Origin of the sequence: Flavobacterium sp. RNTU_13, assembly GCF_046614455.1 — a bacterium.
GTDB lineage: Bacteria > Bacteroidota > Bacteroidia > Flavobacteriales > Flavobacteriaceae > Flavobacterium.
Genome location: NZ_JBKJHB010000003.1, coordinates 424,264 through 448,446 on the forward strand (window position 1 = coordinate 424,264; position 24,183 = coordinate 448,446).

21 protein-coding genes are annotated in these 24,183 nt (G+C 41.8%); 10 read left to right on the forward strand and 11 right to left on the reverse strand.

Features of this window, described 5'->3' with window-relative positions; translation table 11 throughout:
- Positions 1 to 9 precede the first annotated feature (9 nt).
- Together ACLI08_RS10095 and ACLI08_RS10100 are read left to right on the forward strand one after the other, a co-directional pair.
- Positions 10 to 1,365, forward strand: coding sequence for a DUF3570 domain-containing protein (locus ACLI08_RS10095; RefSeq protein WP_411428362.1), 1,356 nt, complete (start codon positions 10 to 12; stop codon positions 1,363 to 1,365).
- 19 nt (positions 1,366 to 1,384) lie between these two features.
- Positions 1,385 to 2,503: a VIT1/CCC1 transporter family protein gene (locus ACLI08_RS10100; protein ID WP_411428363.1), complete on the forward strand. Its 1,119-nt coding sequence runs from the start codon at positions 1,385 to 1,387 to the stop codon at positions 2,501 to 2,503.
- A 130-nt stretch (positions 2,504 to 2,633) separates the two neighbouring features.
- Here the strand turns inward: ACLI08_RS10100 and bcp are convergent, their stop codons facing one another.
- Entirely contained in the window at positions 2,634 to 3,086 is a 453-nt protein-coding gene (bcp, locus tag ACLI08_RS10105) for a thioredoxin-dependent thiol peroxidase (RefSeq protein ID WP_411428364.1), read from the reverse strand.
- Between the two features lie 164 nt (positions 3,087 to 3,250).
- On the opposite strand from bcp, the gene ACLI08_RS10110 reads away from it, so the two are divergent.
- Entirely contained in the window at positions 3,251 to 3,919 is a 669-nt protein-coding gene (locus tag ACLI08_RS10110; RefSeq protein ID WP_411428365.1) for an endonuclease III domain-containing protein, read from the forward strand.
- Positions 3,920 to 3,936: 17 nt separating this feature from the next.
- Here ACLI08_RS10110 and ACLI08_RS10115 read toward each other — a convergent pair whose 3' ends face one another.
- The 3 genes from ACLI08_RS10115 to ACLI08_RS10125 all read right to left on the reverse strand — a co-directional run bounded on the left by ACLI08_RS10115 (position 3,937) and on the right by ACLI08_RS10125 (position 5,463).
- The gene (locus ACLI08_RS10115) at positions 3,937 to 4,083 is read right to left on the reverse strand and encodes a hypothetical protein (protein WP_411428366.1); all 147 of its coding nucleotides are present in this window, start codon (positions 4,081 to 4,083) and stop codon (positions 3,937 to 3,939) included.
- 60 nt (positions 4,084 to 4,143) lie between these two features.
- Complete coding sequence (locus ACLI08_RS10120) at positions 4,144 to 4,728, reverse strand: RNA polymerase sigma factor (protein WP_411428367.1); 585 nt, start codon at positions 4,726 to 4,728, stop codon at positions 4,144 to 4,146.
- A 258-nt stretch (positions 4,729 to 4,986) separates the two neighbouring features.
- Positions 4,987 to 5,463: a DUF1905 domain-containing protein gene (locus tag ACLI08_RS10125; RefSeq protein ID WP_411428368.1), complete on the reverse strand. Its 477-nt coding sequence runs from the start codon at positions 5,461 to 5,463 to the stop codon at positions 4,987 to 4,989.
- A 74-nt stretch (positions 5,464 to 5,537) separates the two neighbouring features.
- Here ACLI08_RS10125 and ACLI08_RS10130 point away from each other — a divergent pair, with 74 nt between their 5' ends.
- The 7 genes from ACLI08_RS10130 to ACLI08_RS10160 all read left to right on the forward strand — a co-directional run bounded on the left by ACLI08_RS10130 (position 5,538) and on the right by ACLI08_RS10160 (position 14,416).
- Complete coding sequence (locus ACLI08_RS10130) at positions 5,538 to 6,041, forward strand: hypothetical protein (protein WP_411428369.1); 504 nt, start codon at positions 5,538 to 5,540, stop codon at positions 6,039 to 6,041.
- 325 nt (positions 6,042 to 6,366) lie between these two features.
- Entirely contained in the window at positions 6,367 to 9,156 is a 2,790-nt protein-coding gene (gene uvrA / locus ACLI08_RS10135) for an excinuclease ABC subunit UvrA (protein ID WP_411428370.1), read from the forward strand.
- Positions 9,157 to 9,677: 521 nt separating this feature from the next.
- Positions 9,678 to 10,793: a hypothetical protein gene (locus tag ACLI08_RS10140; protein WP_411428371.1), complete on the forward strand. Its 1,116-nt coding sequence runs from the start codon at positions 9,678 to 9,680 to the stop codon at positions 10,791 to 10,793.
- A 160-nt stretch (positions 10,794 to 10,953) separates the two neighbouring features.
- Positions 10,954 to 11,631, forward strand: coding sequence for a J domain-containing protein (locus ACLI08_RS10145; RefSeq protein WP_411428372.1), 678 nt, complete (start codon positions 10,954 to 10,956; stop codon positions 11,629 to 11,631).
- 3 nt (positions 11,632 to 11,634) lie between these two features.
- Positions 11,635 to 12,135 (forward strand): DUF1648 domain-containing protein, encoded by a 501-nt coding sequence (locus ACLI08_RS10150; protein WP_411428373.1) that lies wholly within the window; start codon positions 11,635 to 11,637, stop codon positions 12,133 to 12,135.
- Positions 12,136 to 12,209: 74 nt separating this feature from the next.
- A complete protein-coding gene (locus ACLI08_RS10155) occupies positions 12,210 to 12,872 on the forward strand; it encodes a spermidine synthase (protein ID WP_411428374.1) in 663 nt (220 codons plus the stop codon).
- A 296-nt stretch (positions 12,873 to 13,168) separates the two neighbouring features.
- Complete coding sequence (locus tag ACLI08_RS10160) at positions 13,169 to 14,416, forward strand: T9SS type A sorting domain-containing protein (RefSeq protein ID WP_411428375.1); 1,248 nt, start codon at positions 13,169 to 13,171, stop codon at positions 14,414 to 14,416.
- A 97-nt stretch (positions 14,417 to 14,513) separates the two neighbouring features.
- Here the strand turns inward: ACLI08_RS10160 and ACLI08_RS10165 are convergent, their stop codons facing one another.
- From ACLI08_RS10165 to ACLI08_RS10195, 7 genes are all read right to left on the reverse strand, one after another.
- A complete protein-coding gene (locus tag ACLI08_RS10165; protein WP_411428376.1) occupies positions 14,514 to 17,657 on the reverse strand; it encodes an efflux RND transporter permease subunit in 3,144 nt (1,047 codons plus the stop codon).
- Between the two features lie 4 nt (positions 17,658 to 17,661).
- On the reverse strand, positions 17,662 to 17,961 hold the full coding sequence (locus ACLI08_RS10170; protein WP_411428377.1) for a DUF190 domain-containing protein: 300 nt from the start codon (positions 17,959 to 17,961) through the stop codon (positions 17,662 to 17,664).
- Positions 17,962 to 17,975: 14 nt separating this feature from the next.
- Positions 17,976 to 18,983 carry an efflux RND transporter periplasmic adaptor subunit gene (locus tag ACLI08_RS10175; protein ID WP_411428378.1) on the reverse strand — a complete coding sequence of 336 codons (1,008 nt, stop codon included), beginning with the start codon at positions 18,981 to 18,983 and terminating at the stop codon, positions 17,976 to 17,978.
- 3 nt (positions 18,984 to 18,986) lie between these two features.
- Entirely contained in the window at positions 18,987 to 20,249 is a 1,263-nt protein-coding gene (locus ACLI08_RS10180; RefSeq protein ID WP_411428379.1) for a TolC family protein, read from the reverse strand.
- Positions 20,250 to 20,342: 93 nt separating this feature from the next.
- Positions 20,343 to 21,710 (reverse strand): ATP-binding protein, encoded by a 1,368-nt coding sequence (locus tag ACLI08_RS10185; RefSeq protein ID WP_411428380.1) that lies wholly within the window; start codon positions 21,708 to 21,710, stop codon positions 20,343 to 20,345.
- Entirely contained in the window at positions 21,707 to 22,396 is a 690-nt protein-coding gene (locus tag ACLI08_RS10190) for a response regulator transcription factor (RefSeq protein WP_411428381.1), read from the reverse strand. The genes ACLI08_RS10185 and ACLI08_RS10190 overlap by 4 nt, the downstream gene beginning before the upstream one ends.
- Positions 22,397 to 22,449: 53 nt before the next feature.
- Entirely contained in the window at positions 22,450 to 24,183 is a 1,734-nt protein-coding gene (locus ACLI08_RS10195; RefSeq protein WP_411428382.1) for an ATP-binding protein, read from the reverse strand.

A 24,183-nucleotide genomic window follows, 5' to 3' on the forward strand; every position in this document is an offset into this window, starting at 1 on the left:
ACAACACAAATGAAAAAAGTTTTTATACTACTCACCGGATTTTTTGGTGCCCTTGGAGCGTACGCGCAGGAACAGGACAGTACCGAAGTTTCTTATAAAAAACGCGTGCTCGATGCTACCGAGGTAGATTTCCTGTTTAGCTACTATAAGCAGGATGGTGTACACTCTGCCGTAGAAGGAGGGCAGGGTACCGAAAAGCTGACTGACGTTACCCCTACCATTATAGTATCTATGCCGCTAAACGACGATGATGTGCTAACAGCAGATTTAGGCGTTTCGGCGTATTCATCAGCTTCATCGGGTAACATTAACCCTTTCGACTCTAAAAACCCAAGCCCGTGGCAGGCAAGTTCGGGTGCTTCCGCGTCTGACCAGCTAACGGCACTGGTATTAACCTATAGCCACAGCTCAGACGACAGAAACACCATTTGGAATGCACATATTTCCGGTTCAACCGAATACGATTATCATTCGCTGGGTTTTGGCGGAGGCTATACAAGGTTATTTAACGATAAAAATACCGAGCTTACCATTTCGGGTAACGCCTACCTAGACCAATGGATGCCTATTTACCCTAAAGAACTTCAGCAGTGGAAAGATAACGGGAACAGCACATTTGGCGGTTTCTATGGAGATTTTACCATCACCGATGCTTTAGGTAACCTAGCCACAGGCTACAACCCTGAGAAATTTAAATTTCACTCTAACAAAAACCGTAACTCGTTTTCGTTATCGCTTAGCTTTAGCCAGGTAGTAAATAAGCGTATGCAGTTTTCGTTATTTTTAGATGTACTGCAACAACAGGGGCTGCTTTCTACACCTTACCAAAGGATTTACTTTGCTGACAAAGCCGACTACTACATCAGCCAGTTCCGCCTTGCCGATGATATTGAAAGGCTGCCGGGAACACGTTTTAAGCTGCCTATTGGTGCAAGGCTTAATTACTACGTAAACCAAAACCTTGTTATACGCAGCTATTACCGCTATTATACAGATGACTGGGGTATTACGGCCCACACGGCAAACATAGAGCTGCCAGTTAAACTTAACGACCGTTTTACCGTATACCCTATGTACAGGTATTATACGCAAACGGCGTCTAAGTATTTTGCTCCTTTTGAAAAACATCTTAGTTCAGAAACGTATTATACATCAGACTACGACTTGTCTAAGTTTAACGCCAGCCAGTATGGCGCGGGCTTTACATATACTGATATTTTTACGACTATGCACATCTGGAGCCTTGGCATAAAAAACATTGATGTGCGCTATAACCACTACGATCGCAGCGACGGGTTACACTCTGACATAGTGTCGTTTGCAGTAAAATTTGTAATGGACGATAAGAAGAAAAAGAAGAACTAACGTAATTTAAGTAAAGTGTATGGATATAAAAAAGCTTAAAGCCCAGTTGCAAAACGAAGTTGATACCGCGTTTTTGTATGAAAGCATAGCCAATGTTCAGGATGATGCCACTTTAAAAGCCGTACTGCTTAGCCTGGCCAAAATAGAACATGGGCATGCCCACGCCATTTTACAAAAATTACAGACCATAATACCGGGGGCTACTTTGCCCCCGGCTTCATTTAGGGCAAGGATACAATTAAAAGCCGGGAAGTTATTTGGCTACAGTTCTATCATTGCAAATCTTAGCAACATTGAACGCCAGTTTGCCGAAAACGCCGTAAAAAATAAGCTGGCGCAGGGCGAAAAACCAAACGGTTTTGAGCACAACCACCTGCGGATTATAGAAGCGGTAAATAAAAACCCTAACCTAAACGTTTCGGGCGGATTACTGGCAAGTTTTGAAAGCAGGCACAAATCGGTAGGAGGAAATGCGCTAAGGGCAGCTGTACTTGGTGCTAATGATGGGCTGGTAAGTAACATGAGCCTTGTAATGGGTGTAGCCGGTGCCGCTGTAAACAACACCACCATTCTACTTACAGGTATTGCCGGGTTACTGGCAGGATCTATAAGTATGGCACTGGGCGAATGGCTTTCTGTACAAAGTTCGCGGGAGCTTAACCAACGGCAAATAGAACTGGAAACCGAAGAGCTGGAAAATTCGCCCGAGGAAGAACAGCGTGAGCTTACCCTGATTTACGAGGCGAAAGGCATGGCACCCGATGAGGCTAAAGCGCTTTCCGCAAAAGCTTTTGAAAACAAAGAAGATGCGCTAAACGCTTTAGTAACCGAAGAATTAGGCATTAACAAAGAAGAATTGGGCGGCTCGGCATGGGAAGCTGCTATAGCCTCTTTTATGTTATTTTCTATTGGTGCTATAATTCCGCTGTACCCTTTTATATTTTTAAAAGGAGAAAACGCTATCTTACTAAGTGTGGCAAGCAGTGTGGTAGGTTTGTTTGGCATAGGTGCTGCCATAACGCTATTTACAGGAAAAAGTATTTTAAAATCGGGCTTACGCCAGGTTGTATTTGGGCTTGCCGCTGCCGCTGTTACCTATGGTGTAGGTACGTTAATTGGGGTTCAAATTTCGGGTTAAGTACCATGTAGTTAAAATAAAACGTGCTAATTAAATCCTTGTAATAATATTTAATAACAACGTTTTAAAAATATAAAGGTTCCTAAAATGATTATACATTTTTAGGAACCTTACTTTTTTTTGGTTTAGCTTATTTTAAAATCTGAGCGGCGTGCGCTTTTGTTTTTACATCGGTAATAACTTCATCAATAACTCCCTCTTCATTGATAACAAATGTGGTACGGTGAATACCATCAAAAGTGCGCCCCATAAATTTCTTTGGACCCCATACGCCAAACGCATTTAAAACCGAATGGTCTTCGTCTGCCAATAGCGGAAACGGCAGGCTGTATTTTTCGGCAAATTTCGCCTGTTTTCTTACAGGGTCTGCACTTACACCAAGAAGCGAGTATCCTTGTGCTTCAAATCGTTGATGATTATCCCTTAAATCACATGCCTCGGCGGTACACCCCGGCGTATCGGCTTTCGGGTAAAAAAACACCACAAGCTTTTTTCCTTTATAATCTGCAAGAGTATGTGTTTTACCATTTTGGTCTACACCCGAAAATTCCGGTGCTTTATCTCCTTTTTGTAATGTTGTCATGTAGTTTTTATTTGATTTTAGTGTAACCCAAATTTACCCAATATCTGCACACATCCTGTACAAATACTCAAAATTAACAGCTGTTTACTTTCGTTATCGCGGGTTAACTTTGCAAAGGATTGTATGGTTTAGGGTATATTTGCTAAAAAATCTGAGTACCAAAAATGACAAAAAGCCAAAAAGCCGCATTTGTAATTAAAACGCTGGACGAACTGTACCCAAGCATCCCTATTCCGCTGGATCATAAAGACCCCTATACCCTGCTTTTAGCTGTACTTATGAGCGCACAAAGCACCGATGTACGCGTTAACCTGATTACGCCGTTGCTTTTTGAACGGGCAGATAACCCCAAAATGATGGTAAAGCTGGATATAGATGAGATTAGGGAAATCATAAAACCGGTGGGGCTGTCACCTGCTAAGGCAAAGGCCATACATGGGCTAAGCGAAATTTTACTTGAAAAACACAACGGCGAAGTACCGCAAACTTTTGAGGAACTGGAAGCTTTACCCGGCGTAGGCCATAAAACGGCTAGTGTAGTTATGAGCCAGGCGTTTGGTGTACCGGCGTTTCCTGTAGATACGCACATACACCGCCTTATGTACCGCTGGGGACTAAGCGATGGAAAAAACGTGGTACAAACCGAGAAAGATGCTAAAAAGCTTTTCCCTAAAGAGCGCTGGAACGACCTTCACCTGCAGATTATATGGTACGGGCGCGAGTACAGCCCGGCACGTGGCTGGAACATGGAAAAAGATATAATTACTGCTACTATAGGCCGTAAATCAGTGCTGGATGAATACAACAAAAAAGCCTCACGCAAAAAGAATTAGCGTGAGGCTCAGGAAAATTAATTAGCAATATTTTCAAAAGTACCATTCTCAGTCTTTACATACGTAAGTGCCTTAGAATAGTTCAGTAAAAAATCTATGGTTTCTTTTTTAGGCAGCATAACTTCTTCAGATGCCGGTTTAATTTTAGAGTAGAGTTTTGCCATGCTAAGGTGTTTTAGGTTATCCTTTACAACATAATAACGCAAAACTACACCCTATATTGCCTAATTAGTCAAAATAATATTATTTTTTTCAATCACCTTACGCAGGTTCATAAGCGCGTAGCGCATACGGCCAAGGGCAGTGTTTATGCTAACCCCTGTAAGGTCGGCTATTTCCTTAAAGCTAAGATCCTGGTACATACGCATAACCAGTACTTCGCGCTGGTCTGCAGGCAGTTCCTCTATTATACGTTGCAGGTCGTTTTCTACCTGGTCTGTAATAATACGGTGCTCTACATTAGGGCTGTTATCGGTCATGTATGAGAATACAGAATACTCATCGGTATCGCGCTGCATAGGCATCTTCTTGTTACGGCGGAAATGATCTACAATAAGGTTGTGCGCTATACGCATTACCCACGGTAAAAACTTGCCTTCCTCGTTATAAGAATTGCTCTTTAAGGTTTTTATAACCTTAATAAAAGTGTCCTGGAAAATATCATCTGATACGTCCCTGTCTGATACTTTAGAGTAAATAAATCCGTAAATTTTAGATTGGTGTCTGTTAATTAAAACCGAAAGAGCACTCTCGTCTCCACCGATATAATTTTTTACCAGAACTGCGTCAGGGATTACAACATTAGCCATAGCGATACTTTTTAGCGTTCTTTTAAATTCTTGGTCTTTGGAACCTTTTCGGGTTTTTCTAAAAAGTAGTTTTTTAAGCTATAGGCGATGTTAATAATGAATTAATGATATGCCAAATATAATATAATTAAATCTTAAAATACAATAAAGAAGATGAATTTTAACAATTTCTGCGCAATAATTTTTGTTAACAGGCAGAGTAAGTAACAATGTTTAGCCCGAAAACGCTATATATTTAGAGGTTTTTCAATAATTTTCTTACACAATTTTTTCGTTCCTCCTTAACCTGAAGATAGTCTTTATAATACGCTCGTTCACAGTTTCAGGGCGTTTGGCTGCATATATCCACTTGGCGCACATACGCTGCTCCCATGGCTTGTATTTTACAAACTTCTGGTAAACACCTTCCTCCTCCAGCCTTTGCTGTAACTCGGCAGGTACTCTATACGGCTCATCATCTTTATACAATATAAGGTGAACCGTATCGCCCTCTTCCTTTTTAATCTGCTTCCTTACAACCGCATTAACCGGCAAAAAGTGAGAGCCGTTGCCCATAGGCATAATGCTGCAGCTATCCAGCTCGTAATCATCTATGGTACCCTTAACGCGTACCATACCAAAAGGTGCGCCGTCTTTACTATTTTCTATACCCGGTATACGCGCGTAAGTCCACCCGCCTTTGCCGGGCATGCGCTCAAGGGTTATATGGGTGTTTATGAGGGGAGTATCGTTCATGATAATGTTGCTAATAAATAAAGAACTAAAGTAAATATTTATTTATTTATTACATTAGCTAATATTAGTCAAACATGAGAGAACGTTTTTGGAACACATTTATAAATTACAAGTACAAAGGGTACGTAATTGAATTGCTTTATTGTAAATATCAAAAATGGGAAAGAAACACAAATGTATTTTTAGCAATAGCTTCATCTTCAAGTATTGCAGCGTGGGCATTATGGAATGAATTAGATTGGATATGGGCATCTATAATCGCTCTTTCTCAATTAATTAACGCTGTTAAGCCTTTTTTTCCTTACAACAAATACGTAAAGGAACTGGGAGCAAAGTCCTTAAAAATTGAAAATTTAAATATTGAGTGTGAAAAGCTTTGGGATAAAATGCAAAATGATAATATAGATGAGGAAGACGCAGAGAATAGATATTATGAAATAAAAAAAGAAGGAAACGAAATATTAAGGTTTAGTGACGATATAGTATTTGATGTAAGTAAACAAACTGATATTGAAAAAAAAGCCACTAGTCTGAATATAATTTTCTTTAGAAATCATTATGGAGTCGAATTAATGTAAATCAAATATTTCTTTATTATGTCTAATAAAAATCAACCTAGGCAAATTAATGATGGCCAAAGATCCGGAAATGAAAACAGTAGAAGTTTACCCGAAGGTTTAAATAAAGGTCACATTCCTGACTTCAAATATACTTCTACCCCCCCACCAAAACCCAATAATCCTCAAAATAAAAAATAACATTAAGCCTCATTTGAGGCTTTTTATTCTTAAAGTCTGTTTCAAAAATTCGCGCCCTTCCGCTAAAATCAGTGCCGTCAGTGTTCTATTTATCTTAACAAAATTCTCCCCTAAAACCCGTATCTTTGCACATTACTTTTCTACTATGATAAAGACTGATTTTTCGAAGTTAGAACCAAAGAAAAACATACTTATAAAAGGTGCAGGGCTGCACAACCTTAAGAACATAGATGTAGCCATTCCGCGTAATAAGCTGGTGGTGGTTACAGGGCTTTCGGGTTCGGGTAAGTCGAGCCTGGCTTTTGATACGCTGTATGCTGAAGGCCAGCGCCGTTATGTAGAAAGCCTGTCGTCTTACGCACGTCAGTTCCTGGGTCGTTTAGATAAACCGAAGGTAGAGTACATTAAGGGTATAGCTCCCGCCATAGCCATAGAGCAAAAAGTAAATACTACCAATGCCCGCAGTACCGTGGGTACCAGTACCGAAATATACGATTACCTTAAACTGCTGTTTGCCCGCGTGGGCCGCACGTACTCACCCGTTTCGGGGCGTGAGGTTAAAAAACACACGGTGACCGATGTGATTAACGAAGTAAAGGGCTTTGAGGAAAATACGCGCTGGCTACTGCTTGCCCCGGTGCATACCGAAAAGGGCCGGACGATAGAGGAAAAACTCGGGGTACTGTTGCAGCAGGGTTTTGCACGTATTTTAGCCGATGGAGAAACAATTCGACTTGATGAACTTGCCGATACCAACCTGACTAACAAAGAGGTACTGCTTGTAGTAGACCGTATTGTGGTTAAGCACGAGGAGGAATTTTACAACCGACTTGCCGATGCTATTCAAACCGCGTTTTACGAAGGTAAGGGAGAAGCTTACCTGCAAGAGGTTAGCACGGGTAACCGCCTGCCTTTCAGCAATAACTTTGAGTTAGATGGAGTAGTTTTTGTAGAGCCAAACGTGCACCTGTTTAGTTTTAACAATCCTTATGGTGCCTGTCCTGCCTGCGAGGGTTATGGTAGCATCATCGGTATCGATGAGGAGCTTGTAGTGCCAAATACAGCGCTTTCGGTATATGAAAATGCTATCTTCCCGTGGAGGGGCGAAAGCATGGGCTGGTACCGCGACCAGCTGGTTAATAACAGCCATAAGTTTGATTTCCCGGTACATAAGCCTTATTTTCAGCTGAGTGAAAAAGACCGCCAACTGATTTGGAAAGGTAACAGCTACTTTACCGGGCTAAACGACTTTTTTGCCGAGCTGGAGGCTAACAACTACAAAATACAGAACCGCGTGATGCTGAGCCGCTATCGCGGTAAAACCAAATGCCCGGAGTGTAAAGGCAAACGCCTGCGCCCGGAAGCTAATTACGTAAAAGTAGGCGGCAGTACCATAACAGACCTTGTAGATCAGCCGATTAAAAATCTGGTTGAGTTCTTTAACAAGCTGGAACTTAATGAATATGACACTAAAGTAGCCAGCAGGCTGCTTATAGAGATTAATAACCGCCTGCGCTTTTTGCAGGAAGTTGGGCTGGATTACCTTACCCTAAACCGCCGTTCGAACACGCTTTCGGGTGGGGAGAGCCAAAGGATAAACCTGGCTACATCGTTGGGCAGCAGCCTGGTAGGTAGTATGTACATATTAGACGAGCCATCAATAGGGCTACACCCAAAAGATACAGAACGCCTTATAAAAGTACTGGAAGGCCTTCGCGACCTGGGTAATACGGTTATCGTAGTGGAGCATGACGAGGACATTATGAAAATGGCCGACATGATCATTGACATAGGCCCTGAAGCAGGTAGCTACGGTGGCGAACTTGTAGCCCAGGGCACGTACGACGAAATACTTAAAAGTGAATCACTTACAGCGAAATACCTGAATGGCGAACTTGAAATTTCGGTACCTAAAAAGCGCCGGAAGTTTAAGAACCATATTGATGTGATAGGTGCCCGCGAAAACAACCTGAAAAACATAGATGTTACCTTCCCGCTGGATTGCCTTACGGTAATCACCGGAGTATCAGGAAGTGGCAAGAGCACACTGGTTAAAAAGATATTGTTCCCAGCCTTGCAAAAAGAGCTTGAAGGTGTGGGCGAAAAAGCCGGACAGTTTACTGAACTGCGTGGCAGCTACAAACAAATAAGGCACATAGAATACGTAGACCAAAACCCTATAGGAAGATCATCGCGCTCTAATCCAGTTACTTACATTAAAGCCTATGACGATATTAGGGATTTATTTGCCAAGCAAAAACTGGCACAGGCACGCGGTTACCAGAGTAAGCACTTTTCGTTTAACGTAGATGGAGGCCGCTGCGAAACCTGTAAGGGTGACGGCGAGGTAACCATAGAAATGCAGTTTATGGCAGACGTGCACCTGGTGTGCGAAACCTGTGGCGGTAAGCGTTTTAAGAAAGAAATCCTTGAAATTACTTTCCAGGATAAGAACATAGACGATGTGCTTAAAATGACCATAGATGATTCGGTGGCATTTTTTGGCGAGCACAAGCAAACCAAGATAATGACCAAGCTGCAACCCCTTCAGGATGTGGGACTTGGGTATGTACAGCTGGGGCAGAGCTCCTCTACTCTTTCGGGTGGCGAGGCGCAGCGTATTAAGCTGGCATCGTTCCTGGTTAAAGGTGCCACTAAAGAAAAGGCACTGTTTGTGTTTGACGAGCCTACCACCGGGCTACACTTCCATGACATTAAAAAGCTATTGGCAAGTTTTGATGCCCTAATAGATAAAGGCCACTCAATCATTGTAATAGAGCACAACCTGGACCTGATTAAGTGCGCCGATTACATTGTAGACATAGGCCCTGAGGGTGGCGAAAACGGCGGTCACCTGATTGCTTTTGGCACGCCTGAGGAAGTGGCGAAAAATCCAAAATCGGTTACCGGAGAATATTTAAAGAGTAAACTGTAAAGTAGCCCTATTTTAAAAATTCAGGGTTACAGAGTCGCTTTTATAAATTAAAAAATGCCTTACAAAGTTCGATGCGATATTTTGTAAGGCATTTCTTTAAATAAAGTTATCAACAGCGAGATATTCCGCTTTTCGGAAAAAATTTTCAGAAAAACATCTATTTTCTTTAAAAGCCAAAAATCATAAATCAATAATATTCAATGCTTTAAAAAACAACAACTTTTGAAAGCAGGCATTATTCTTCCACATTTTCCACAGGCATTTACTGACAGAAGCACTTCAGTACAACATTCAGGTTTTTAGTTGCTGGTTGTTAGTTGTTGGCAGCTTCACTCACATTAGATTTTACTGAACAAATGCGTTCAGTACTCTGACAGCAGTTGTTGTTGTAATTTTGCGGAGTGAAATGTTACGGGTTAAGGCTGTAGAAATTTTTGAGGAAATATTTTATACATTTGAAAAGACGACAATTCCCCTTTATTAAAAAATGATTTACGATTTAATCTTGTTTAGCTAATAAAATGGAAAATGACTTTTCAAAAAATTTATGTTGGGTATCATACATACACCCTTATACTTTTGTTATTCCTGATGATGAAAAACCTTGGGAAGTACCCTTAAAAGAAATAAATAGCGTAAGCTATAACGTTGGCAATTTGATGCGCATAGTCTGTAAAATAAAAACAGATAATAATGAACTAGATGCGTTAGTATGTTATGATGGAGCAATCGCAATCGCGCGAAATGGCAAGTATTATAAAAAAGAGGAAGCTGTTAAATTCTTTAATAGCCTATTTTCTAAATTAATTTTTAGTGGGTTTTATGTAGAAGGAATCGACAGCAGAGACGTTGTATCTGGGATATTACATAATCGCTGGGGAATTTACGTTACCGAATTTGGAAGCAGTGCGCCATCCCAATTACACTCAAAAATTCGGGCTGGTATGGTCAATAATATTGACAGTATTTATTTGTCAGGACCCAGAGTACTAAAAATCAACTTACTAAATCAAATGATTGAGAACGGAAATTCAATTTTAAAAAAGATTCCAAATTTAACACCTAAATTTTTAAACAACGGGATTACAGAAATAAGGTATAGAAATTGGGACTTGGTATTATCAAATCTTTGGATTATTTCAGAACAACTAATTGACTATTTGTGGCATAATGATTTTCTAAGTAACTATAATAATCATCCCAAAGACGAAATTAACGGTCGTAAAAAATCTCTAAAAGATGATAGTCGTACATGGAGTATGGCAGTTAAGCAGGAAATATTGTTTCAAAATAAAGTTATATCAGAAATAGTTCTTTCACGGCTTTATAATTCCAGAAAAGCTCGAAATAAATTAGTACACGAGGGAAAAGATGTCCAAAGACAAATTGCGTTTGAATTGTTCAAAGCTGTTCAAGAATTGTTAAGAAATATCACAGGAGATGAAACATTATTAGCAAAGGAAATATTCTTGGAAGATAAAGTTTTTCTCAATTCAAATAAAAATGGTGATGAAAAATTTGATGACTCTATTTATGAAGACTGGAGAAATCTACCCGATGAAAATATTGTTGAAAACATATTAGGAGAATATGTTACAAAACGCTTGAAATTATCTAATCCTTCCGAACAAAAATAAGTAGACCAAAAATTAAAATTCATAAAACTATTTTCACCGCTTCAATATGTAAATACTGAAATACCCGAAAATAAAATACATATTACTTCAGCAACTATAATATTTTACCAATTACAAAATAAATTAAATAATCCCTAACTTGCATCCACTTTAAACACGGATGAAAGACTACTATAAAATACTAGGCGTAGCCCATGATTGCCCGCAGGCCGATATAAAGAAAGCCTACAGGCAGCTGGCACTACAGCATCATCCGGATAAGAACCAGGGCAACAAAAAAAGTGAGGAGCATTTTAAGCTCATAGCCGAGGCCTATGTGATACTAAACGACCCCGCAGCCCGAAACGAATACGACTATTCGCGTGGGGTAAAAAGCACGTACCGTGGCAGGGGCAACACATCGGGAAAGCCATCGCCTATACAGTACCTGTTACAAATAAAAGCCATTAAAAACCGTGTGCTTACTAATGGTGGGCACGTAAAACAGGGGGAGTTATATACTATAATTTTCAATCTGCTGTCTGACGATAACATTACGCACCTGCTTGCAGAACGGGATATCACCACAAACAATCTAATTGTAGATGAAGTCCTTACATGCTGTATTTTCCTAAATGCCGACACAAAAGAAAAGGTGTACGAAAAGCTGCAAAAACTGGCCGTACATTACAGCGGTTTCAGTGCAAAATTAGCCGCCTTGGAAAAACAACCCGAACAACCTCTGTCACCTGAGCGTAAAGCTGTTACACACACAGATAGTCCGCTGCCGCTAACCACTAAGCTGGTATTTTTAGTATTTGTGTTGCTCTTTATCTTAATTTTAGTAGTATATAAATAGCGTATGAAACCCTACAGGCCAAAATTACAACCCACCCTTACCCCTACTGACAAAGCTGTAGAAATTGCAGGCTGGGTAACACTGTCACTTTTTTGGTGTTGCATTTTACTTTCGTACAAAACCCTTCCGAAAGTCATCCCCACACATTTTGGCGCTAGTGGGAAGGCCGATGGTTTCGGAGACAAAACTTCTATATTTGGGCTACCAGCCATTTCAACAGTGCTGTATGTAGGTTTAACCCTGCTCAATCGTTTCCCGCACTTGTATAATTTTGCTGTACAAATAACTCCAGAAAATGCCTTACGCCAGTACACCATTGCCACCCGTATGATACGTTGGCTTAAACTGGGCGTTGTAGTATTGTTTGCTGTTATAGCATACAGCACTATTGCCGTTGCTGATACCCAAAACCCACAACTAAGCGAATGGTTTTTCCCAATGACTATGGCTATTATCTTCGGTATAGTGGGCTACTTCCTCACAAAATCAATATCAAAAGCATAGTAAACCTGTTGCTTTAAAGGTATGGTGTAAGAAAAATCAAAAATGTATATTTGCGCCCTAACGCTATAACAACCATGCTTAGAAAAATACTGAGCTATTTTATCCCGGTAAATATTTTAAAAAGACATTCAGCTATAAGCCAGCGGCTTGAAGTTACCCTTAATAACGGTAAGCTGGTGCTGGACAGTAAAAATACCAATTACTCTTACGGCAGCCTGCAGCGCATATTACGCAAAGGGCTTCAGTACATTGGTTTTGAACGCATACGTGGCTTTCACAATGTACTGGTACTGGGCGTAGCGGGCGGTAGCGTAATTAAAACCCTTGCCGATGACATCGGCTTTAAGGGCACTATTACCGGGGTAGAAATTGACCCTAAGGTTATAGCTTTGGCCAATACGTATTTTGGATTAGACAAAGTAGAAAACTGCAACGTGATTATAACCGACGCTTTTGAATACGTGCTTAAATGCACTGAAAAGTACGACCTTATTATTATAGACATTTTTAAGGACACGGTAATGCCCAATTTTTTGTTTGAGGATTTCTTTATACAGCGGGTAAATGATATGCTTAATGTAAATGGATTTATCTTATTTAATACCATGACATTAACCGAAAAAGATAAAGAACGTAATGTACGCTACAGGCAGGCGTTCAACGAAAATTTTTCCGTGCGTATGTATCCAAAGGTGGAAGATCATAACGAGCTTTTTACTATTAAAAAACTGGGGTAAATTATTATAGCCTATTAATTCCTGTAGCCCCTATTTATAATTTAGCTTATTAGCTACTATTATATGTGTCTTCAATTTGACTGAAAACATTGTGCTTTAAAAGGCCTTGAAAATACTACAATCCACATATTTTACAAGCTATACACATTAAAACACAATTACACATTTACGGCACTCTAACGATATATTATTTTGGTTTAAAAAAAAATTTAACTCTTTTTTGATAAATAATCATTTTTTGTTTTATATTTGATAAGTGTAAAAACAACATTTATTAAACAATCCAAAAAATTCTTATGAAACAAAAACTACGCTTAGGTAAAATGGTCATTGTTGCAGCAATGGCGAGTTTTATGTACGGAGCTAATGCCTACGGTCAAACGTACACCTGGTCGGGTTCTGCCAGCAACCAGTTTTACAACACCTCTAACTGGACCAGTTCAGACGGCCCCGTAGTGTTTGACAACTCTGCTTTTAAAATTGTGCGTACAAACACACAGGGTCAATCACCTGTTATAGGTCAATGGATAGACTGGCAGCCGGGCATTTACGATAACCTGGGAGGAAACCTTACTGTAAATGCTGATTTTCAGCTTTATTTTAACGACTGGCTAAACGGCAATGTTACCATTAACAGTGGTGCTTCGTTCATTTGCCGTAATATTATCCGCGTGGGTCGCGAAGGCAGCGGAACGGTAAACATTAACGGCGGTACCATGCGCAGCCTGCACGAAACCAACTGGCAGGGAATTTTTATAGGCGTATTGCAAAATGGAAACGGAACCGTTAACGTTAACGATGGCGGGCTTATAAGCGGTGGCTATCAGGTAGAGGTGGGTACCCGCGATTTTTACCCTACAGGTGTACTTAACGTAAATGCAGGTGGTACATCTGAAGCATACTGGAACACCGTTATAGGGCCAAACGGAACTATTAATGTAAACGGTGGTACGGTTAATACCGGGCAAGGGTTCATTGTAGGCGATTTATATCTAGATACTCCTGCAAACACTGGCACATTAGGTACTGTAGTAGGGCAAATGAACCTTAACGAAGGTACGGTAACCGTAAACCACCTTGACCTTGCCAGCCCTAACTTAGCAATACATGCTAACGGTAAAATTGTTATTGATAATGGTACACTTAGGGTAAGGCGCACCGGGGTAGACTTTACAGCTATCATTAACGGCTACGTTGCCACAGGGCAAATAGCACCTGCAGCGGGTAAAGAACTACAGATTGCTTATGATGGAACCGAGTTTACTACCGTAGTGGCCACAGCCATAAACAACACACAGACAGCTAATAAAGCGCAGATTGTGGCCTTCCCTAACCCGGCTTCAGACAAACTGTTCTTCAAGGGCGTAGATAACGATAATATCAGTATAATGATTACTGATGTTACCGGTAAAGTTGTGCTAAATGCAAACGGAATTTCTAACATAAGCGCGGGTATTGATATTTCAGCGCTAACAAATGGTGTTTATGTGGCTAAAGTTGCCAACGGTAACGCGGTGCAAAACATCAAATTCATTAAAAAGTAATTAAAATCAGTATCATAGTTTTTCATTACATTTGGGTTAGTTCAATTAAAAAAGCCACGCAATGCGTGGCTTTTTCTTGTTTAATATAGTTATTTGGTTACAACTGCTCGTCAGGTGCTGTGGCAGCCTTCAGCTTACTCTTTTTATTGGCCCACCAGTACAGCGGTGGTATAATAAGCGGTGCAAACAGTAACGTACTGGTAAGCCCGCCAATGATTACCGTAGCTAACGGGCGTTGCACGTCAGACCCAATACCCTTAGAGGTTGCCGCCGGTATAAGCCCAAGTATGGCTAGGAATAAAATAGACATGAGTGCCCTTAATTGTTCCTTAGATACCGCCTTTATGGTTTGCAGGCTAAAGTTACCATTATCTGTAGCGCGGTTTAAGGCCGATACCAGCAGTACCCCGGCCATAACCGAAATACCAAATATAGACACGAAGCCCACACCTGCCGATACGTTAAAGTAATACCCGCGTATAAGCAATGCTATAATACCGCCCGCCAGGGCAAACAATATACAACTGGTGGTAATAAGCGTATACTTATAATCTTTGTATAGCATAAACAGGAACACAAATACCACAATAAGCGTAAGCGGAATGGTAAAGGTAAGCTGCTTACCCGCGCGCTCCAGGTTTTCGTACTGGCCACCGTATACTATTTTATACCCTTGCGGAAGTTTAATCTGTTTGTCAATTTTGCTTTGCAGCTCTTTTACAAAACTCACCTGGTCTTCGCCGCGAATGTTAGTACGCACGGTAACCATACGCTTATTGTTATAGCGGTAAATATTGGTTTGACCCTCTACAAATTCAATTTGTGCCAGCTCATCCATACTTATCAGCGCCCCGGTAGCCGATGGTACCAGTAGCTTCTTTATTTCGTCTATATTATCGCGGTACTGTGGCAGGTAGCGCACTACTATATCATAGCGCTTAGTACCATCATAAAGTACCGAAATATTTTTTCCACCTATGGCGGCTTCAATCATATTCATAATATCCGAAACATTAATACCGTAACGGGCGGCTGCTTCGCGGTTTATTTTTATGGCAAGCTGCTCCTGTGTACCCTCCTGCTCTATGTTTACCCCTTCGCTACCCTTCATTTTGGTTACAATGGCAGCTATAGAGTCGGCTTTTGTACGCATAAGTTTAAGGTCATCTCCCACTACAGACACGGCAAGGTCTGCCGCACTACCGGTTACAATTTCCATAACCTGGTCTATAATAGGTTGCCCAGAGGTAAAACGAACGCTTGGCAACTCACGCGACAAGTCGGCTTTTATTTGTGTAACAAGGTCTTTTTTAGAAATGGTATCGCTCCAAAGTTTATAGTCTTTAAGCCCCACCAGGATTTCGTTACGGTTTGTAGGGAACGGGTCTGTTCCATCGTCATTTCTTCCTGTTTGTGTAATTACAAAGGCAATCTGCGGATACCCTGCTATTATCTTTCGGATTTTAGGCGCGTATTTGGCATTTTCCTGAATGGTAATACCGGCAGCAAAGTTCCCCCTCAGGAAGATAGACCCTTCATCGAGCTCCGGCAAAAATTCACTACCCAGTTTTGCCCCAAAACCTATGAGTACCAATACAATGATAAACCCTGTGATAACCGCTTTAGAGGCGTTGTTTAAAAGGAAATTTACCACCCTGTCGTATCCGCGGTCTACACGGTCTAAGACAAAGTTTTTATGCTCTTTCAGTGGCTTGCCCGTACCGTTTACCGCCTTATTGTACACAAATGAAATCAACACCGGTATTAGCGTTAGCGCTGCCAGCATAGAACCGATAACCGCAAAAGACAGTGTTAAAGCCATAGGTGAAAACAGTTTCCCTTCTACCCTGGTCATTAACAAGATAGGCATATATGCCAATATGATAATGGTAACCGAGAAGAAGATCTCGCGGCCTACTTCCTGCGCTGCAGATAGCGTTATGCGTATGATCCCTTCCTCTTTCTCCTCGGGCGTTGCGTTTCGGTATTTCCGTATAAGGTGCTCTACCATAACGCAGGCGCCATCTACTATAATACCAAAGTCTATGGCACCTAGCGAAAGCAGGTTAGCCGGTATGCCCGTAAGGCGCATAAGTATAAACGCAAACAGCAACGAAAACGGAATGGTAAGTGCTACCACCAGCGCGCTCCTGAAGCTGCCCAGGAAAAATATAAGGATGATGATTACAATGCTTATCCCTTCAAAAAGGGTTTTACCTACAGTTTCTAACGAGTGGTCTATAAGAAAACTCCTGTCGTACAACGGCCTTAACCGCACACCTGCCGGGAGCTCATTAGCCTGTAACTCTTCCATGCGCTGCTTAAGGGCTTTAAGCACTTCGCTCGGGTTTTCATAACGGCGTAGCAGTACAATACCTTCTACCCCATTGTTTTCATTCACTTTTTCCTGCGTAACGGTATAGCCCAAAACCCCGCTTGGCGGTGGTGGTGCTATTTCCACACTGGCCACATCGTGTATAAATACCGGTACGCCGTTATCTGATTTCAGTACAATGTTCTCAATGTCGTCCTCGCTTTTAATGGCACCCAGCCCACGCACGGCAAAACCCTGCCCCCCGCGCGAAAGTACGTTACCGCCCGAGTTTAGGTTGTTACTGCCTACAGCCCTTTCTATATCGGCTATGGTAAGTCCGTATTTCCTTAATTTTTCGGGTGCGGTAAGAATGTGGAATTGCTTTAACGGCCCTCCGAAGGTAGTAATATCTGCAATCCCCGGTGTTTGCAGCAGGTAAGGCTTTATTACCCAGTCCTGCAAATCGCGCAGCTGTGTAGGCGAAAACGTAGGTGGAGCCTCTACCACATAGCGCAAAATTTCGCCTACGGCTGTAGATAGCGGTGCAAGCTCCGGCGAAACGCCATCGGGCAGTTCTACCGTGGCAAGGCGTTCCATTACCTGCTGGCGTGCAAAATAATCGTCTGTACCGTCTTTAAACGTAAGTTGTACTACCGAAAGTCCAAATATGGTACGGCTTCTTCTGTCCAGTACGTTTGGCGTATTTTGTAATGCTCGTTCTATGGGTACTGTTACCTGTTGTTCCACCTCTTCGGCGGCACGCCCCTGGTACTGAGACACCACAATTACGTTAGTATCGGCTATATCCGGGTAGGCTTCAATTTTTAACTGGGTAAAACAATAATACCCGGTTCCCATAAGCACTATACTTATGGCAACAACCAGCCAGCGGTTTTTTAATGAAAATATAAGCAGATTCTTTATCATGGCCTTACCATTGTTCTACAGGATGGGTTACTATAAAACCACCCCTGTAATGTTTTCTTAATTCTGTTAATGCTTTTGTTACCTTTTCTTCCTCATCTATAAACACAATGAGTAGCGGAACCTCGTCAAACGAAAATTCCTGCGTGGGCATTTTTAGCCGCTGATGCCGCCCGTAGCCACTATATCCTTCAAAAGTGGTAGCACCTGCTATGCCCTGTTCTAAAAGCAATCGGGTAATAAACTTGTAAAGCGGCACTGTGCCCTTTAGCTCGTCTTTGTCTATAAAAATTTGTGCCTGTAACATAGTTTCACTTTGTATTAATATCCGAAACTAAGTCCCTTAAGCTGCATTACGCCTCCCGTAGCCACTTCATCGCCACTGCTAAGTCCGCTTAATACAGTTACCCTGTCGCCTATTTGTACCGATGTTACTACCGCCCTGCGCTCAAACACGGCAGGCGATTTTTTTACAAATACGTAACTCTTGCCCTGCACAGTAATAAGCGAAAACTTATTTACGCTCATGGTGTTGTTTTCCTTTATACTAAAAGATACATTGGCAAACATACCCGCCTTAAACCTGAAATCCGTGTTGGCTATCTTAATCCTTACTTTAATCATGCGGGTAGCGTTATCTACCGCATCGGCAATGCCGTCTATTTTCCCGTTAAATGTTTCCCCCGGAAAAGAGTTAAACGTAAGCGTGCAGGTAGCACCGGGTTTTACATTGCCCACCTGGTTTTCTGCTACATCGCAAATGATGTACGCTACGCCAGACTGCGCCTTCTTTAGTACCGACATATCGAAACCGGCGGCTTTAAGCTTAGTTTCGTGTTCTATAAGTGCCGACTTTTCATTGGCAAGATTGGTCTGCTCCATAGAAAGCGACGATTTAGCATTTAGCACATCCTGTCCGGTAGCGGCACCGTGTAGTTTAAGATCCTGGGTTCTTTGGTACTCAATTTCTTTTTGTTTTATGTTTACAGCGGTTTCCTGCTTTATGTTGGCCTGATGCTGTAAAAGCTGGGTATAATTGGCTGCAAGTTCTGTATCGTCAAAAAGGATAATGTTTTGCGCAGCGCCCGTATCTGAAGGCAATACGGTAGCAGCTACCTTTGCCGGTGCCGTAACCGTTGCCGATAAACCGCCGGCCAATAGCTTTTCGGTTGTAAAGCCGCGCATTTCTGTAGTATCTTTAAAAGTAATATCAGTGCCGTTGTTAGTAACAACGGGAGCTATGTACGCCTCTAGCGGCTTCTTTTCTTCGTGTTTACAAGAAGTAAGCAGCACAAGGCAAAGGGTTGTGTTTACAATTAGTGATTTCATGTATTATTGGGCCATGTTATTAATTAAACCTGTAGAATATAAAAGCTGAATGTAGCTTTGGTGGTATAGATACAACGCATCGTTATACTGCTGCTGTACATCGAGCCAGCTGCGCTGGGCTTCAAGAAAATCTATTACGGTAGTACCGCCTTTCAGATAAGCATACTTTACGTTAGACAAAATATCCGACGACTGTTTCAGCACAGCCTTATAACCTTCTATATTTTGCTGCTGCGTGCGGTAACTGTTGTATGCTGTAGATAATTCAGTATTTACCTGTTGCTGAACCGCGGTATACTGCTGTTCTGCCTGTTGTCTTAAATATTGTGATTTTTTAATCTCGCCTTGATTACGGTCAAAAAACGGCAGGTCTATGGTTACATATATACCCGCGTAAGGCACCGTATTCTGCGGGTTGTATATAAGTCCGGCCTGTGGCTGTGGTATAGCCATAGACTTTTGTAGTTTTATGTTACTCTCAGACGCAGCCATTTGAGAAACCGCCAGTTTTAAATCGGTACGCTCCCTACTGGCCTGATCCAGCAGTTCCTTAAAGCTCTGTGTAACCGCAGGCGGAAAAACCTCATCATTTTTTACACTGATGCTGTCTGTAGTACCTAAGGCAAGCATAAGCTCTTTCAATTTATTGTTAAGCTCCTGCTTTGCAGTAGTGTATTGCAGCGTATATTGTTTAGACAATAGCTGGGTGCGGTAAAAATCAGTTTCGGTTACAACCTGGTTCTTAAGGCGGACCTTATTTATAATAACCACACTGTCTACGTTTTGGCGGGCGTAGTTAATCATTTTAAGGTTGCGCTGCGCATTCCACACCTCCAGCCATTTTGTAGCTACATCGGCAAACATGGCGCGCTCTGTTTCGGCATAGCCCGCTTTGTTTACGTCGGTATTTTTTTGTGCAAAATCAATTTTGTTGGCGCGCTGCCCCGCTATCTGAAGCGTTTTTGTAAGCTGCCACCACACCTGGCGATTTGCCGGGTTATACCACTGCGTGTTTGCCTTATAATGGTCGCTTGCCATCATTTGCAATGACTGGTTATTCAGCTGCAGGTTAGGGCGCAGCGATGCCGTAACCACATCAGCCTCAGCTATGTTAATATTAAATTTCGCGGCTTTAAGCTGCAGGTTGTTACCGCGCGCGGTTTTAAGCGCGTCCTGCAAAGACAACGTTTTTACAGACTGCGCAGATACCCCTGTAACCGCCAGTAGTAAAAAGTAAATGAAAGATGATTTTAAAACGCTACACATGTTTAATGTAAATTAACCATGCAAAGTTCGGGAGTAGTAGCGTTTAAGGCGGTTAGAGACCGATTAGAAAAAAATTAGAAAACCATTAGAATTTTAAAGATGCGGTAGCGTAATTACAAATTCTGAACCTTTACCCACCACCGACGTTACGCTTATAGTGCCGTTGTGAAGGATAACAATCCTGCGGGTAAGCGACAGGCCTATGCCGTTACCCTCAGCAAACTTTTTGTTTTTACCCCTGTAAAACGGGGTAAAAAGGTTGTCTATATCTGTTTGCTCTATACCTATGCCGTTATCAGAAAAAGTAATTATAAGCGCATTTTCATTAAACGAAATGGTAATCCGGCAGCGCTTGTCTGTACTAAATTTGCAGGCATTTTCTATGATATTCATAAATGCTACACGCAGCAGGTATTCGTTGCCGTTAACTGTAACCTGGCTGTCGCTGTCTGAAAATCCATCGAAGTTTATTTCTGCCTCATAGCCTTTATTAGCCACCTGCACAATATGCAGGGCATCTAAAAGCAACTCGTCTGCACGCACGGGCCTCATAGAAATTTCGGAAGGATCATAACTTGCCTTAGCCAAATCTAAAAGGCTGTTAGACAATTTTACAAGGCGTGATGCATCTTTAAGGGCGTTTTTAACCGCCCCCCTATATTCGTCAACGGTTTTGTCATTACGGTCGGCAAGTTCCAACTCGGTGATTATGGCTGCCAGCGGTGTACGGATTTCATGCGAAATATTCGAAATAAATTGCTTTTGCGAATCAAATGAATTCTCAAGGCGCGTAAGCATAATATTAAAGGTTTGCGAAAGCGTGTTAAGCTCATCTTTCCCCTCTGTAACATCGAGCCTAAGGTGTAAGTTAGACCCCGAAATAAGGTTGGCTTTCTCTGTAATGTCGGTTATGGGTTCCAGTGCTTTTTTAGAGAAATACAACGCCAAAAAGTACAACAGCGGCAATGTGATAAAGAATACCAAAACACTGGTTTTAAAAAGGCTGTCGAGTTTTTTATAACCGTATTTATCATAAGCAATAGCGGTAATAATGTAGTTTTTGCCCTTGTAGTTGTGTAGAATACCGGTTACCTGCCAGCCGTTTTGCGTAAAGTTAATATGGCCCTTATCGCGTATTTTGGTAAGCATAGCCCGGGTTTCTTTTACAGCATCTATTTCTTTAGAGTCATGGTAAAGCAGTTTTAAATCTTCGCTAAAAATAGCCACCTCTACTTCATTGATAGTAAGCCTGTTATTTTTATAAATATCCTGAAGTGTTTTAGCATCTACCTTCGCATCAAAATACAGGTTCGCCTTGGTTACAGCCTCCCGTTCCAGGCGTGTGTAGAACTCCTTTTCACGGTCATTTTTTGCGGAGATATAAATGATAAAAGCGAAACCTAACAGCACAGCAGCTGTAAGGGCAAGATAAAGCAGGCTGAGTCGGGTACGTATTTTCATAGTTCTTCACGAAGCATAAAACCCATTCCCGGTTTGGTGTGGATTAGTTTAACGGCAAAATCCTTATCTATCTTCTTGCGGAGATAGTTAATGTAAACATCAATAAAGTTAGTACCCGTATCAAAATGGGTATCCCATACATTCTCGGCAATTTCTGCCCGCGAAAGTACTTTTTCAGGATGCTTTAACAGGTACTCCAGCAGCTTAAATTCCTTAGGGGTTAGGTTTATGGCATTGCCTGCACGTATTACCTCTTTAGTAGCAACATTAACTTTAAGGTCGGCGTAGGAAAGCACATTTGAGGCAGGTATAGTAGTAGCACCTGAACGCTTTAGTAAAGCCCGTATACGCGCCATTAGCTCCCGTAACTCAAAGGGCTTTACCATATAATCATCGGCTCCTGCATCAAAGCCGTCAAGCTTATCGTCTGTATTGCCCAGCGCAGTGAGCATGATTATAGGAGCTTCGGGGTTAATACGCCTGAACTGGCGGCAAATATCGAGCCCGCTTAATCCCGGTAAAATAACATCGGTTATTACAAGATTAAAACGTTGCGCGGCAAAGGTGCTTATGGCTTCAATGCCATCGGCAACGGCTGTTACCTCAAATCCATGCTCTGTTAATCCCCTTACAAGAAGTTCTGAAACACGGGCGTCGTCTTCCACTACCAGGATTTTCTGTGTCATGCTTACAAAGGATTTTACCGCAACAAAAATAACAAAAACTCGCTCTGTTTAGGTTACTTGTTATCTTTTACCGCATTCAGGGTTATGCTAAACACTGTGCCGCCACCTACTTTGCTCTGTACCGTTATACTGCCACCCATAGCCTGGATAAACTCCCTGCTTATGGCAAGACCCAGGCCTGTACCGCCCTTAATGCTGCCGGGTACTTTAAAATACCTATCAAAAATACGGTTAAGGTAATTTTCAGGAATACCCACACCAGAATCGGCAACTTTTAAAATTACCTTGTCATTAGCGGCGCTAACATCCAGCTTAATACTGCTGTTTTCGTAAGAATAGCGAATGGCGTTAGAAATAAGGTTAGAAATCACCCAAACCATCTTATCCTTATCAGCCGTTACCAGTGGCAACTCCTGCGGAATATTAGCTTCAAGCAGCAAACCTTTGTTGTTAGCCGTTTGGCGATTGGCCTGTAATGCTTCCTCTACCAGGCCTGCAAGGCTGCAAGGCTCATTTTTAATTTGCCATTTGCCTGCCTCTACCTGGCTTATGTCCAGCAGTTCGCCTGTAGTACGCAGTAAACGCTCGGCATCGTCTTTAATGCCTGTTATAAGGTTTTTCTGTTCATCGTTTAAAACGCCTATCCTTTCGTTTTCTAAAAGTTGAAGACTCATTTTCATGCTGGCAATGGGCGTTTTAAACTCATGCGATACCGTAGCAATAAAGTTGGTCTTGGCTTCATCAAGCTCTTTGTGGGCGGTGATGTTTCGCAGTATTACTACCGAACCTATCTTTTTTTGCTGGCTTTCGCCGGTAGGTACAATTTGTATGGGTACAATGTTTTTTTCAAAATAGCCTTCTTTACCCTCAGAGAATATTTTTAAGACTTCCCTTGGCTTTACATCTCCCAGTACGGCTTCCCTGCTTAAATCCCTTATAAGGTCGTTAGTAAGCGCTACTTCGCTTATATTTTTACCAATAATATTTTCCTTTTTAAGCGCAGTGATTTTAAGCGCTTCTTCGTTTATAAATAGTATATGGTGTTTCTCATCCAGGCCTATCACAGGGTCTGCCATATTATCTATAAGTGTTTCTACCCTTTTCTTCTCCGTCATTAATTTTGCAAGGTCGCTGGCAGAGTATTCTTCCAGTTTCTGTGCCATAGAGTTAAAGGTACTGGCCATGGTGGCAAACTCATCATGCCCCTCTATGTACACGCGCTGCGAATAGTTTTTTTCGGCAATCTGGCGGATACTGTCGGTCAGCTTTTTTATGGGTGCGGCAATGGCTGTAGGCAGGTTAATAAACAGTAAAAACCCAAGGCTTATACACAGTGCAGCCGTAAATGTAAGCCACAATACAGAGCTGTCTGCTGTTTTCTCGGCTACGGCGCTCTTGCGCTGTATGGCATCCATATTAAGTTTCATAACACCGTTTAAAGATGCCCTGATGCTCCTTAAAACCGTTTTGTCTTCCGGATTTTTCTCTAACGATATATATTGTTGTTGCAGCTCTGTAGTAAACTCCTTCTCTCCTACCTCGGTTATGTTAGCAAGCTGCTTGTTAAGGTACAGCTTAAACTGGCTCAGGTTGTTTGCTGAAAGCGTATCTGCATCTATGGCTTTAAGCATGTTACGGCTGTAATCAAGCGACTGGTAATTTGCCACCAGGATGTTCTTGGTATCCTGTGCCAGTAGGTTTACCTGCCTTATGGCAAAAGCCGATAGTATGGCTATGAGCAAAAACAACGTGCCCAGTGCCAGCTGCAGTTTGGTTCTTATTTTCAT